Source organism: Pseudomonadota bacterium, assembly GCA_034660915.1.
Lineage (GTDB): Bacteria > Desulfobacterota > Anaeroferrophillalia > Anaeroferrophillales > Anaeroferrophillaceae > DQWO01.
The window spans coordinates 1-12,937 of record JAYEKE010000116.1; the positions used below are offsets into that span (position 1 = coordinate 1).

Here is a 12,937-nt window from a genome sequence, read left to right on the forward strand (position 1 = left end):
TCGATGAAGAAAAATATTTCTCCTGCCTTTTCGTACAATGCTGGCTATCTCATAAAATGACGTTTTTTTCAAGGTTTTTTCTTAATGCTTTCCGGACTTTTTCCTTGATATTTTGCCCTTACTGCATTAGTTTTTTAATCAGGATGTTATTTCAAAGCCATTGATAATTACATAAATATGAGGTTACCTATGCTTGAAATTCGCCTGCACGGACGTGGTGGACAAGGGGCGGTCATCGCTTCCCGGATTCTTTCTTACGCTTTTTTCCTGGAAGGAAAGTTTGCCCAGTCGTTTCCCACTTTCGGGGCTGAGCGGCGGGGTGCACCGGTGGCTGCCTTTGTCCGCGTGGCTGATCATTTCATCAATCTGCGCAGCCAGGTGGTGAGTCCTGATTATGTGCTGGTGATGGCGGCTAAACTGGTGGAAACAGTAGATGTCGGCGCCGGGATTAAAAAAGGAGGGCAGATCCTGATTAACAGCGACCATCCCGCTTCATTTTATCTAGATCTGGCCAAAAAATGCCGGGTAACTACCATGAATGCCAATGAACTTGCCCTGAGACACCACCTAGGGAGCCCAATCATGCCCCTGGTTAATGCCCCGATTCTGGGGGCTTTTGCTCGGGTCAGCGGCCTGGTGTCCCTGGATACTTTAATCGAGGTACTTCCTCGCTTTGTGCCGCTTAAACCTGAAGAAAACCGGCAGGCGATGGAAGAAGCGTACCGGCTGGCCGCGGTTGATGGAGGTTATGCCCATGCAAATCCTTGATATAAAGGGAGAAAAGTTGCCGGCTGGCCTGTGGGGATTTCCGGTTTCCACCACCACGACAGAAATCAATCTTACCGGCAGCTGGAAGTTTTTTCGTCCCCAACTGGTGGAAAAAAGCGCCCCTTGTCAAGGTTCCTGCCCGCTTCACATAGATATCGCCGGCTATATGCGGGAGTTGTCCCGGCGGGATTTGGCGGCGGCGCTGGCCCGACTGCGATCGTTTAATCCCCTGCCGGCAGTCTGCGGCCGGGTCTGCCCGAATTTTTGTCAGCAAAATTGTAATCGCCAGGATTTTGACCAGGCGGTAGAGATTGGTGCAGTTGAACGTTTTCTGGGTGATTACGGCCTGGATATTCCTTTTCAGGCACCTCCGTCATTGCGCCCGGAAAGGGTGGCGGTGATCGGCAGCGGGCCGGCCGGGCTGGGCTGCGCAACTTTTCTGGCCAGCCAGGGAATCAGGGTGACGATCTATGAAAAAGAGGCCGCCCCCGGAGGTTTGCTGCGCTATGGGATTCCCGCTTACCGTCTCCCCCGGGAGATCTTGAACCGGGAAATTGATAATCTGGTTAATTCATTAAATATTGAGCTCTGCTGTAATCAGGAGATACAACCGGAACAAGTGGAAAAAATGCTGGAGGAATACGATTATGTTTTTCGAGCTCCGGGGTTGGGGCAGTCTTTGATGCCGAAAGATTTGGTTCCTCAGCCGGGAATATATCCCGGCTTGGAATTACTGCATGATATTGCCACTGGGGGAGTTCCCTCGGGGACATCCTTTGGGGTTATCGGTGGTGGTAATGTGGCGGTGGACGCGGCCCGCTCCCTGTGTCGGCTGGGAAAAGAGGTGCAGATTATTTACCGCCGGACTTTCGCGGAAATGCCCGCTTACAACGATGAAAAAAAACAGGCTCTGGAGGAAGGGGTTTTGTTGCGTCAGCAGCAACTGGTGACCGGAGTAGCCGCAGAAGCCGGTCAGTTGCAGCTGACCTTGAACCAGGCGATTGCCGCTGATGAAGGCGGGATTAAGGCTGGAGAAGTTGTTGCTCAGCTCAAAGTAGACGGCCTGGTGGTGGCCATTGGCCAGCAGGCGGGTCCCTATTTGGGGTTGAACCATGAGCGGCTGCTGCTGGGAGGAGATCTGGTCAGTGGTCCGGCAACGGTGGTGGAGGCCATGGCCTCCGGCAAAGCGGCGGCAAAAACTATTTTATCCCGCTGTGGGCTGGTAGATGAAGATTTACCGGAAAGTGAAACCCCAGCCGGTGAAGCGGGAGTCCGGATTGTCAGCCCAGCCGACCTCCACCTGGATTATTGTCAGTCGCGAAAAGCCATTGTTCCGAAAGAGGAAAACCCGACAATCCGCCGACATTCATTTGTAGAGATTGTTTATTCCCTTGACGATGAAGAGTTTTTTGCCGAGGCCGGGCGATGTTTTAATTGCGGTATCTGTACCGGTTGTGGGGTCTGCTGGTTTTTCTGTCCTGATCTGGCCATTGCTCTGGTTGATGGGGATGGGGGAACAAAGGTCATCATTGATGAGGATCATTGTAAGGGATGTGGTTTATGTGCCGCTTCCTGTCCCCGAGCGGTGATTGAGATGAAGGAGGATGTTTAGATGCAGTGCGAATTAAAGCCTGAAAAATCGTCCCGGGAAATGATGATGGGCAGTGATGCTATTGCCCATGGGGTCCGGCTTTGCCGCCCACAGGTGATTTCCGCCTATCCTATCACCCCACAGACCCATATTATCGAAACCCTGTCGGAAATGGTTGACCGGGGGGAACTTCCCTGCCAGTTTATCAAGGTGGAATCTGAAATGTCAGCCATTGCCGCCTGCTTAGGTTCTGTTTCCGCCGGCAGCCGGTCGTTTACCGCCACCAGTTCACAAGGGTTGGCGATGATGCATGAAGTCCTCCACTGGTTTTCCGGGGCGAGGATGCCGCTGGTGATGGTCAATGCCAACCGGGCTCTGGGGGCTCCCTGGAATATCTGCTGTGACCAGAGTGACAGCCTTTCGCAGCGTGATGTGGGCTGGCTGCAGATTTATTGTGAAACGGCCCAGGAAGCTCTGGATACCATTATCCAGGCTTACTGGTTGAGTGAACGGATTCTGCTGCCGGTGATGGTGATGATTGATGGTTTTATTCTCTCCCATACGATGGAACAGCTGCTGGTGCCGGCGGCTGAGGAAGTGGATGCTTTCTTGCCTTCCTACCAGCCGCGGTATTTGCTTGATACCGCTGAACCACGGTCTTTTGGTGCCGGTGCGGTTCCAGATGGTTTTTATGAATTGAAAAAAAATATCGCCAGAACCATGGAAGAAGCCGGGGATGTCCTTGCTGATGGCTGTCGGCAGTTTGCTGACCGCTTTGGCCGTAGCTATGAACATGTGGAGACTTACCGCTGCGATGATGCCGACATTGTTTTCTGCTGTTCCGGGGCCCTGACCGGTACGGTTCGGGTGGCGGTTGATCGTTTGCGCCAGGCCGGTCATCCTGTCGGCTTGCTTAAATTGCGTCTGTTCAGGCCTTTCCCCCGCCGGGAACTGGTGGGGTTGGTTTCCGGGAAAAAGCGGCTGATTGTTTTGAACCGGGCGGTTTCATCCGGGGTTGGTGGTACTGTTTCCCAGGAAGTGCGGGCGGCGTTGTACGAAGAAGATGAGCGCCCGGCAATTCATGATCTTATCATCAGCCTGGGAGGAAAAGAGGTCTTTCCGGAAATTATCGAGCAGATTGCCATGCGGGCGGAAGAATTGTCATCAACCGAAACTATCTGGATTTGAGGTAGAAGGCTAAAGGTTAAAGGTTAAAGGCAAAAGGTTAAAGGTTAAAGGCAAAAGGTTAAAGGTTAAAGGCAAAAGGTTAAAGGTTAAAGGCAAAAGGTTAAAGGTTAAAGGTTAAAGGCAAAAGGTTAAAGGTTAAAGGCTGAAAAACTTGCAGCTGAAACTTAAGGCAGCCTGAAAGGATTTATCCATGTTATGGAACGTTACAACTGCTGAATATCTTCATAGCGGACATATGGCCTGTCCCGGCTGCGGGGCATCACTGAGTCTGCGCCATGCTTTGAAAATGCTGGGGGAACAAACTATTGTTGTCCTGCCCGCCTGTTGTACCTCCATCATTGTTGGTGGTCAGCCGACGACGGCAGTATCAGTTCCCCTTCTCCATGTTCCTTTTGCCACCGCGGCCGCCTGTGCTTCCGGTGTCCGGCGGGCTTTATTGGCCCAGGGACGTCAGGAGGTTACCGTTATGGCCTGGGCAGGGGACGGTGGAACGTTTGATATCGGTCTGCAGGCCATTTCCGGGGCGGCGGAGCGGCAGGAAGATTTTCTTTATGTCTGCTATGATAATGAAGCCTACATGAATACCGGTATTCAGCGTTCTTCGGCAACTCCCCCGGGAGCCTGGACGACCACTACTCCGGCTGGCAAAGAACTGGAATATGAGAAAAAGGATATTATTTCCATTATTAAAGCCCACAGGCAAAGCTACCTGGCTACCGCGACGATTGCTTATCCTGAGGACTTTATGGCAAAATTTGAAAAAGCCAGAAAATTGAGCGGTTTTCGTTTTCTGCATCTGCTGGCGGCCTGTCCCGCCGGTTGGAAACTGGATTCATCGGCATCCCTGGAGGTAACCCGGCTGGCGGTGGAAACAGGAATATTCCCGCTGCTGGAGCAAAATGAAGACAACGAACTGCAGTTGACCTACGTTCCGGAATCCTATGAACCACTTGCCAGTTATTTCCATGCCCAGGGTCGTTATAAGAACCTTAGCGATGAACAGATCAGTTTTTTACAGGGAGAAGTCCAGCGGCGCAATAAAAAGTTTTTAACGGGAAAAGGTCGCGGGGCAAACCCTTCGCCGCTGCCGGCTTGAGCTTGCCCCGCTATAGGAGAAAGGAGGGAGGGTGGTTGATTCAGGTGTTCATCTAGGGTTTATTCAAAGGTTTAGAGAGAGAAACCAGAAAGAGAATCCTACCTATTTTGTATTTCCGTTTTTCCTTTAAGGAAACTTTTCTCGCCTGTATCCTTTTTCTTAACTTTTCATTCTGGTGTTGATGCCTTAACTGTGCCGCTGTCCTGCCGGTTTTTGTCATTGTTTTCAAACGATTTTGTCCTGTTTTACCGGCTGTTCTCAGGGGATTGAGTTGCTGTTGTAGAAACAGCTGCATGTTCCCGCTGGACTTTTGGGCCTGCATCTGCAATGGCTCCTGGGTGGTCGGGATGTTTCCCCAGCAATCTGCCAGCATCAATCCGCCTAAAATTCCCATAAGCAGGAAAAATGTCAGAATGCTTTTCTGCGTGAAGGTCAGGATGGGGCCACCACGAACAACCCTACGAATATCTTCGTAGCTTTTGATGGTGTTGGCTTGGTTGTACATCGTCTCCTCCATACCTTCTCATCGGCAGTTAATGCCAAACCTTTATAGATAATAGGAGCAACAATGATACCAACCTGAAGATAATCCAAAAACACTAATAAGTTCAGTGTGATATGGTTATGTGGCAAGAAATTAAAAAAATATAGTGGGGTCCATTGACGTACATAATTACGGCTTAAATTACGGTTTTGTAAAGAAAGTCAGAGGTGTCCGGTTAGAATCTTGCAAGTGTTAATCAGAGCTGATTTCAGCGCGACATTGTGAGGGTAGCGTTCTTTGTTGTAACCGGTGCTGGTGCAGACGTAGGGGAAAACTGATTTTTGTAGCAGATAGCCTACAGTTTATACGGCTTTGTGGCGGAAGGTATTTACATCAATTTGATGTTTTTTGATCAGGTTGTAAAAATCAACCCGGTGACGTCCGGATAATTGGGCTGCCTGGCTGACATTTCCTTCGGTTATGTTGAGAACGTTGATGATGTAATCACGTTCAAACTGTTTTTTGGCATCATTCATGGTGATTGCCGGACTCTGAGCTTTGCCGGGCAAAACAGGAAACATTTCTTCAGGGTTGATAAATTCACTGTTCGAAACCGCCAGGGCGTACTGGATTTTATTTTCCAGTTCCCTGATATTTCCCGGCCATTGATAGACCAGCATTCTCTGCAGGGTTGATTGGTGAAAGCCTATGGTATTTTTTTCATGCAATTCCTGCTGGTAGTGTTCAAGAAAGTGCTGGGCGAGTAAGGGAATGTCTTCGTGACGCTCTCTTAGCGGTGGCAGGGTGATGGGGATGACATAAATTCGGTAAAAAAGATCCTCGCGAAAGCTTCCGGTCTTCACCTGCTGTTCCAGATCCTGGTTGCTGGCGGCAATGATCCTGATGTCAATGTCCACTTCCTGTTTGGAGCCTAAAGGAAACACGCACCTTTCCTGGAGAACCCGGAGCAACTTAACCTGAAAGGATGGGGAAGTTTCGGTAATTTCATCCAGGAAAATGGTTCCTCCCTCGGCACGTTGGAAAATGCCGGCATGGTTTTTTGCGGCCCCGGTGAAGGCTCCTTTCGTATATCCGAATAGCTCGCTTTCCAGTAGGGTTTCCGGGATAGCGCCACAGTTAACGGCGATAAAGTTTTTATGGTTCCTGGGGCTGCGGCGATGGATTTCCCGGGCCACCAGCTCTTTTCCGGTACCGCTTTCACCCAGAATCATGACCGTCGAATTGGAATCGCTGACGGCGGTAATGGTTTTCATAACATTGCGCATGGTCGGACTGTTGGAAATGATCGGTGATTGTTTCTTGCGTTCATCTTCCAGCATGTCCTGTAAGCGTGTGATTTCGGCCCGCAAATGGGATTTTTCGATGGCATTTTTTACTTGGATGGCCAGTTCTTCGGGCTGGAAAGGCTTGGTAATATAACCATAGGCCCCTTCTTTCATCGCCGTAACCGCGTTGGCGATGGTTCCATGGGCGGTGAGGATCAGTACCGGCATGTTTGCGTTCAGGGTCAAAATTTCCTTCATCAGGGTCAGCCCGTCCATCTCCGCCATCTTCAGATCAGTAATGACCAGGTCAAACTGGTCATTGACAAACGCCTGCAAGGCCGCCCGGGGTGAACGGTGGTCCACAACGGTATAACCAATGGATTCAAGCCTTATTTTCAGGACTTCAAGGATATTCTGATCATCATCAACCAGCAGAATTCTACCGGATTCGGAGGCATTGGTATTCATTGTTGATGCTTTCTTTTGTATAAAGTCATTTTTTGGTTCCAGCTATGTATGTAGGATTGGGTGTTGCTGATGTTTTACCTACCTAAATTAAGCGATTAGCTTTTAGCACTTAGCGATTAGCTCAATAATTACAAGATATTTAATATTATACATATTCACCCGATGGGTTTTGTTACTAATCAACGTAAAGCCCTGATTATTAAAAGCTAAATGCTAATGGCTAACCGCTAATAGCTCAGCTTAGGACCTGATAACCTGATTTTCCCAAGCTAAAGGCTCGTCGCTTTCATTCCGTATCGATCTTCATAATAGCTTTAATCTTTTCCCTGAGTTGTTGATTTTTTTTCTGCAGTTTTTTGTAGTTTTCTTCCAGGGAGTTTGTCGAGGTCTGCAGTTTGCCGCAAGCGTCCTGGTTGTTCATGATTTCCCGTTCCTGTTGATCAACGGTTTTTTCCAATTCCTTGATCTGGTAATATTGTTTGATCACATCATGAAGCAGATAGATTAACAGATTACTGTATACCGGGTATAAACTCTGGTCGTCTGGAACGTCTTTTACCTGTTTCAAATGCCGCAGAGACCGCTGGAAACTCTGGTATTCATAATCTTTTAATGCAAAAATCAAACCGCTTAGAAAGTGGTACTCATTTTTTTCGCCTGTGCTCATGTCAACATTATGCAGGGAACTTAAGACCTGGTTGGCTTCCTTTAAATTCCCCCGGCGAAGCAGTTTTCTGGCTTGTTCCAGACTGTTTTGGCTTTTTTGCTGCTGAGCAGCAAGGCCAGTGGGGTGCAGAAGGTTGTCAACCCGTGATTCCAGCGGCGCGCAGGCATTCAGCTGCAGGAGCATGAACAGCAGCAGGATCAGCTGCAGAAATAAAGTCATGGTGATTGATGCCTTTGAAAAACGGTGTGGGAGATGGATTCTAAACATTTTTGGTCTCCACCATATTGTTCTTGCCGGGGTTTTCCGGCATGATCACGTGAAAGACACAGCCACCGACAGATCGATTATGAGCCCAGATAAGGCCATTATGTCCTTCGATGAAAAACTTTGCAATGGACAGTCCGACTCCTGATCCCTTGCCGTGATCAGGCAGCCACTGGTTTCCCTGTTGAAAACGGAAAAAAATCTGGTCAATCAAGGTGTCAGGGATGCCCGTACCGGAGTCAGCGATGGAAAAAAAGATAAAGTTTCCGGCCAGCTTATCCGGTAAGGGAGGTATGTGATCGGCGATAAAATCATCTTTAGAGCCCACCTTGATTTCAATCGTGCCGCCTTCCGGGGTAAATTTTATCGCATTGGAAAGCAGGTTGTCGATTACCTGTCCTAAGCGCAGTGCATCAAATTTCAGTGCCGGTAAGTGGTTTTCCAGTTCCAGGTTCAGACTGATGTTTTTTTTGGCGGCCAGGGAATCAGCAGCCATCATTCTGGAACGCAGCAAATCAGCCAGCTTGCCGGGGGCGAAGTTATAAGAAATGACCCCGGCCCGGATGCGGGAAATGTCAAGCAGGTCCGAGACAATTTTAATGATGCGGTTCGTTTCACCCAGATTAATTTTGACCAGGCGGGTCTGCTTTTCATTCAAAGGGCCGGCGATTTTTTCCTGCAGCAGGGAAAGGGATTCCCTCATGGAAGTCAACGGGGTTTTAATTTCATGGGAGAGATTGGCAATGAATGAGGATTTAACCTCATCAAACTCTGTCAGCCGGTTAGCCATGATATTGTAATAGATTGCCAGTTTGCCGATTTCCCGGTCATGAAAGCCCTGAATGCGAGTGCTGAAATCGCCCTGGGTAATTTTTTTCATCCCGGTAATGATGGTGCTGAGAGAATGCCTGATGGAGTAGTTTATCCACAGGAACATGATCAGCAGTGCCAGGCAGGTCAGGGCGGAAAAAACAATCAAGTCATGTTCATATTGGTTGGTAATGTCCCGGGTTTTCAGGAAACTGCGGTTGATTTCCTGGTAACCGAAAAGCTGAAATTCTGCCAGCGTATTTTTACATTGTTCATAATTCATTTTCATGTTTTCGATGTAGATGCCGGCATCGGAACCTTCATGCAGTTCAAATATTTCATCGAGCAAGGCATGAAAGGTGGATATTTGTTTTGTCAGCTGGACCCTCAGGAGGTTTTGCTCAGCGGCCAGGGGATATTGTAAAATAGTATTAATGGTATTGCGGGCATCCTCAATATTCTCCTCGACCATTTCCGCATAGGTGGGCTTCTTTAACAGCAGGTACTTCCGCATCCCTTTGTAGGTATTATCGGTGGCCTGTTCCATTCTCTGGCAGTCATCCCAGAGGTTGAATTGCACCGCCGTCAGCTGGTTGACAATGGTGGAAATTTTTCTGATTTCCAGCAGTGAATAGATGTTGACGGCCAGCAGACTGATGAGGACAAAGGCAAAGGCCAGGAGAATTTTCTGGGAAATGGAAATTCGGTTAAGCATAGGGATATTATATCGGAGAAAGGTGCAAGGTACAAGGTATAAGGTACAAGGAGAAAGGAGAAAGGTTTCTATTCTAATTCATGGCGGACCTGTTTGACCAGGTGCATGATAAATTTCTGCAGCAGGTTCAGGGTTTTTTTGTTTTCGGCTTCAAAACGCAGGACCAGCACCGGCTGGGTGTTGCTGGCCCGTACCAGGGCCCAGCCATTGTTGAAAATAACCCGGACGCCGTCGATGGTGATGATATCGTGAATGGTGGGGCACTCGCCGTTGCCCTCCCGGCAGCTGAATAATCGTTCCCGCAGGCGATCCACCAGGGTAAATTTCAGTTCATCCGGGCAGTCATAGCGCAGCTCCGGGGTGTTGCAGATGGACGGCAGGAAATCAGCTACTTCGGAAAGGTTGTAGTTCCTGATGATCTGTCCTTTGATTGCCATGATTTCCAGCAGTCGCAAGGTGGCGTAAATGGCGTCGTCATAACCAAAATAGCGGTGGGTAAAAAACAGGTGGCCACTCATTTCCCCGGCCAGCAGAGCCTCCTCTTCTTTCATCTTCCGTTTTATCAGCGAATGTCCGGTTTTCCACATGATTGCCCGGCCGCCCATCCCCTTGATGGCATCAAAGAGGGTCTGGGAACATTTAACATCAGCGACGATGGCGGCATCCGGATGTTTCTTGAGAATTTCAGCGGCATAAATAATCAGCAGCTGATCTCCCCAGATAGCTTTCCCCCGGTTGTCCACCACCCCGAGGCGGTCGGCATCGCCGTCATAGGCTACCCCTACGTGGGCTTTTTCCTTCTTGACCGCCTTTTTTAAATCAACCAGGTTTTCTTCCACCGTGGGATCCGGATGATGATGGGGAAAGGAGCCGTCCGGCTCGCAGTAAAGACAGCGATAGTGAAAACCGAGGCGCTCAAGAATGGCCGGCAGCACCAGGCCGGCGGTACCGTTGCCGGCATCGGCAATCAGGTGGATGGGAGCCTTATGAGCCTGGTTAAATTGTTTCAGCGCCTGGAACTGATTTTCCAGATAGTTCAGGTATGCCGGAATTATTTCGATCTGCTCATAGGTGCCGGTATTCGTATCAAAAGGAAAAGACAGGGCTTCATAGGATTTTTCCCGCAGGTCTTCGATCAGGTCTTCGATGACCGCCCGGCCGTTGAGGGTAATCTTCAGGCCGTTGAACTCCGGCGGATTGTGACTGCCGGTGACCATGATGTTGCCGATTACCTCATCCATGGTTGCCTGGGAAAAGTAGCAGACCGGGGTCAGGCAGAGGCCCAGATCCTTGATGTTGACGCCCTGGTTCCTTAATCCCCGGATCAGGGCGGCGGCGATGCGGGGTGAATGAAGGCGCATGTCCCGGCCCACGGTCAGGGTGATCTGGTCGCCATAGGCTTCCCGGATCATCAGCGCCAGTGATTCACCGAGGACCTCTACCGCTGAATCATGAAGATCATCATCGGCATGGCCACGGATATCGTTTTTACGAAAAATAAGGGGGTTGATTCTCATATGATATGTATTTTTATGGGGCTTTTAAAAATATGAATAGTTGCCGTATTTTCACATTATCGGCAGTTTGAGCAAACACTTTAGCGGCTTAGCAATAAAGTTTTACCCAAAAAGCTCAAAAATTCAGGTAACCACTAAGGTCATGAATATTACAAGGGATTTTTCAACAATATGTCGGTGAGAAAATGGTGAAGAGGGGTGACCATCACTTTGCCGGTTAATGGGTATGTATCCTCAACTGGAGCGATAATAAATGCCTGGTCGGGATTGATGGTGTCAACTGAGTTCCAAAAGCTTTTTGTCACCTTCGGGGCCGTTGAGGCTTTTATTTCTATGGCAATAGTTTTATTGCCTCTGGTCAGAACCAGATCAATCTCAGCTCCGTTTGAAGTCCGGTAATAGGAAGCTTGCCGGCGTGGAAGATGAGTCAATAGATTTTCGATGACAAAACCTTCATATGAGGAACCGTAGATCGGATGGGAAAAAAGCTCTTCCATGGTTTCTATGCCCAACAACGCGTGCAGCAACCCTGTATCCCTGATATAGACCTTGGGAGATTTAATCAGTCGCTTCTTGAGGTTTAAGCTATACGGTGGCAATATCCTGACAATAAACGTCTGCTCCAGCAGGTCAATATATTTCCTTATGGTATGCGAACTGACGCCCATGGACCCGGCTAGTTTCGAAGAATTGAGTACCTGCCCATGGGAATGGGCCAGCATTCGCCAGAATCTTCCCAGGCTGCCGGCTGGAATGCTGAAGCCCAGTTGGGGAATATCACGTTCCAGAAAAGTCCTTATATAGTCTTCCCGCCACTGGATGCTGCTTTCATTGTCTGCCGCCAGCAGGCTTCGGGGATACCCTCCTCTGAGCCAGTGAGTGCCGGTATCTATTGCCGGGACTTCAAGCCGGGTAAAAGGGGTGATTTCCATATATGAAATCCTGCCGGCCAGCGATTCCGAGCTTTGTTTAATAAGATCCCTGGATGCCGATCCCAGGATTAAAAATTGAGCGTTTTTTTGGTTGCGGTCAACAATCCCCCTGAGGATGGGAAAAATATCGGGAGTTCGCTGGATTTCATCGAGGCAGATCAAGCGGTTTTTAAACTGGGCGAAAAAAGCTTCCGGATCGGTGAGTTTATTCAGGTCGGCGGGACGTTCCAGGTCCAGATAGATGGCCCGGGGGAAGTCTGCCAGGACCATTTCGGCGATCGTTGATTTCCCGACCTGCCGGGCCCCGAGCAGGGCGACAATCGGGTTGGTTGCAAGTCGTTGCAGAACCGTGTTGACAATATTTCTTTTGATTAATCCATGCATATTTGAACTCTACATGCAAATATACATTAAATCAACCTTTTTCTACCCCCTACTTCACCATCTCCAGGGCGTACTTGCCGGCGTTGCTCCGGGTCAGGATCACCATCACGTCCTTGCCTTTTTGCCGGGTGAAGCCAAAATCGATGACATCCCGGGGAATGGGCGGTGATTTCCAGGTTTCGACGATGCTGCTGCTTTTCCACTGTACCCCCACCACCCGGTCATGGTTGGTGGATTTACCTTTAAGCAGGCTGACGCCTTGTTCCAGCAGATCCGGGCGGATGCGTCGTTCTTTCTTGACCAGGAAGGCCTGACGGCCGAAGGAGTTTTTCAGGGTGAAACGCCGGGGGGCAAAGCGGCTGACGGCCATTTTCTTGATGACGTACCCTCCTTCATATTCCACTTCCTGTAATTTCTGCTGGAAAGCGATTTCATCATACAGTCCATAGTCTTCCTCCGCCGAGACCAGCAGCACCTGGGTTTTGGAGTTGAATCCCCCCAGGCCGCCTTCCATATCCATAACGATAATCTGGGTTTTATTAAGAGGATCGAGGACAAAATTGTCCAGGGAGAAAACATTGCGGCCTTCCTGGTACTCTCCCTTCACAGCCAGTTTGCCGTCAAAGAATCCGGCCCAGCGGATGGGCAGTTTATACTGCTTGTAATCATCTATTTCCTGGGCCAGCAGCACCCTTTTTCCCTTCCTGGTTTCCATCACCCGGAAATACCAGGGGTAGTCTTTGCCCAGGAGGATAAACTTCTGATTG

Annotated in this window: 11 protein-coding genes; 4 read left to right on the top strand and 7 right to left on the bottom strand. The window is 49.3% G+C overall.

The window, feature by feature from the left end; all coding sequences use genetic code 11:
• Positions 1 to 189: 189 nt before the first annotated feature.
• The 4 genes from U9P07_07180 (at position 190) to U9P07_07195 (ending at position 4,643) form a co-directional block, all read left to right on the top strand.
• Positions 190 to 768 carry a 2-oxoacid:acceptor oxidoreductase family protein gene (locus U9P07_07180; protein ID MEA2109186.1) on the top strand — a complete coding sequence of 193 codons (579 nt, stop codon included), beginning with the start codon at positions 190 to 192 and terminating at the stop codon, positions 766 to 768.
• Positions 755 to 2,380 (top strand): FAD-dependent oxidoreductase, encoded by a 1,626-nt coding sequence (locus tag U9P07_07185; GenBank protein ID MEA2109187.1) that lies wholly within the window; start codon positions 755 to 757, stop codon positions 2,378 to 2,380. The genes U9P07_07180 and U9P07_07185 overlap by 14 nt, the downstream gene beginning before the upstream one ends.
• A complete protein-coding gene (gene porA, locus U9P07_07190) occupies positions 2,381 to 3,547 on the top strand; it encodes a pyruvate ferredoxin oxidoreductase (protein MEA2109188.1) in 1,167 nt (388 codons plus the stop codon).
• A gap of 190 nt (positions 3,548 to 3,737) precedes the next feature.
• Positions 3,738 to 4,643 carry a thiamine pyrophosphate-dependent enzyme gene (locus tag U9P07_07195; protein MEA2109189.1) on the top strand — a complete coding sequence of 302 codons (906 nt, stop codon included), beginning with the start codon at positions 3,738 to 3,740 and terminating at the stop codon, positions 4,641 to 4,643.
• Between the two features lie 52 nt (positions 4,644 to 4,695).
• Here U9P07_07195 and U9P07_07200 read toward each other — a convergent pair whose 3' ends face one another.
• From U9P07_07200 to U9P07_07230, 7 genes are all read right to left on the bottom strand, one after another.
• Positions 4,696 to 5,148 carry a hypothetical protein gene (locus U9P07_07200; GenBank protein MEA2109190.1) on the bottom strand — a complete coding sequence of 151 codons (453 nt, stop codon included), beginning with the start codon at positions 5,146 to 5,148 and terminating at the stop codon, positions 4,696 to 4,698.
• A 341-nt stretch (positions 5,149 to 5,489) separates the two neighbouring features.
• On the bottom strand, positions 5,490 to 6,881 hold the full coding sequence (locus U9P07_07205) for a sigma-54 dependent transcriptional regulator (GenBank protein MEA2109191.1): 1,392 nt from the start codon (positions 6,879 to 6,881) through the stop codon (positions 5,490 to 5,492).
• A 286-nt stretch (positions 6,882 to 7,167) separates the two neighbouring features.
• Positions 7,168 to 7,815, bottom strand: coding sequence for a hypothetical protein (locus tag U9P07_07210; GenBank protein MEA2109192.1), 648 nt, complete (start codon positions 7,813 to 7,815; stop codon positions 7,168 to 7,170).
• The gene (locus U9P07_07215) at positions 7,808 to 9,337 is read right to left on the bottom strand and encodes an ATP-binding protein (protein ID MEA2109193.1); all 1,530 of its coding nucleotides are present in this window, start codon (positions 9,335 to 9,337) and stop codon (positions 7,808 to 7,810) included. Before U9P07_07215 ends, U9P07_07210 begins: the two co-directional genes overlap by 8 nt.
• A gap of 68 nt (positions 9,338 to 9,405) precedes the next feature.
• Positions 9,406 to 10,854, bottom strand: coding sequence for a phosphomannomutase/phosphoglucomutase (locus tag U9P07_07220; GenBank protein MEA2109194.1), 1,449 nt, complete (start codon positions 10,852 to 10,854; stop codon positions 9,406 to 9,408).
• Between the two features lie 149 nt (positions 10,855 to 11,003).
• Positions 11,004 to 12,170 (bottom strand): ATP-binding protein, encoded by a 1,167-nt coding sequence (locus U9P07_07225; protein ID MEA2109195.1) that lies wholly within the window; start codon positions 12,168 to 12,170, stop codon positions 11,004 to 11,006.
• A gap of 49 nt (positions 12,171 to 12,219) precedes the next feature.
• Positions 12,220 to 12,937: hypothetical protein (locus tag U9P07_07230; protein ID MEA2109196.1), on the bottom strand; the 718-nt coding region annotated here is incomplete at its 5' end.

Excerpts from the sequence above, each read along its gene's own strand:
- U9P07_07180 (MEA2109186.1), top strand. The coding sequence starts at position 190 with ATGCTTGAAATTCGCCTGCACGGACGTGGTGGACAAGGGGCGGTCATC.
- U9P07_07185 (MEA2109187.1), top strand. The coding sequence starts at position 755 with ATGCAAATCCTTGATATAAAGGGAGAAAAGTTGCCGGCTGGCCTGTGG.
- porA (MEA2109188.1), top strand. The coding sequence starts at position 2,381 with ATGCAGTGCGAATTAAAGCCTGAAAAATCGTCCCGGGAAATGATGATG.
- U9P07_07195 (MEA2109189.1), top strand. The coding sequence starts at position 3,738 with ATGTTATGGAACGTTACAACTGCTGAATATCTTCATAGCGGACATATG.
- U9P07_07200 (MEA2109190.1), bottom strand. The coding sequence starts at position 5,148 with ATGTACAACCAAGCCAACACCATCAAAAGCTACGAAGATATTCGTAGG.
- U9P07_07205 (MEA2109191.1), bottom strand. The coding sequence starts at position 6,881 with ATGAATACCAATGCCTCCGAATCCGGTAGAATTCTGCTGGTTGATGAT.
- U9P07_07210 (MEA2109192.1), bottom strand. The coding sequence starts at position 7,815 with ATGTTTAGAATCCATCTCCCACACCGTTTTTCAAAGGCATCAATCACC.
- U9P07_07215 (MEA2109193.1), bottom strand. The coding sequence starts at position 9,337 with ATGCTTAACCGAATTTCCATTTCCCAGAAAATTCTCCTGGCCTTTGCC.
- U9P07_07220 (MEA2109194.1), bottom strand. The coding sequence starts at position 10,854 with ATGAGAATCAACCCCCTTATTTTTCGTAAAAACGATATCCGTGGCCAT.
- U9P07_07225 (MEA2109195.1), bottom strand. The coding sequence starts at position 12,170 with ATGCATGGATTAATCAAAAGAAATATTGTCAACACGGTTCTGCAACGA.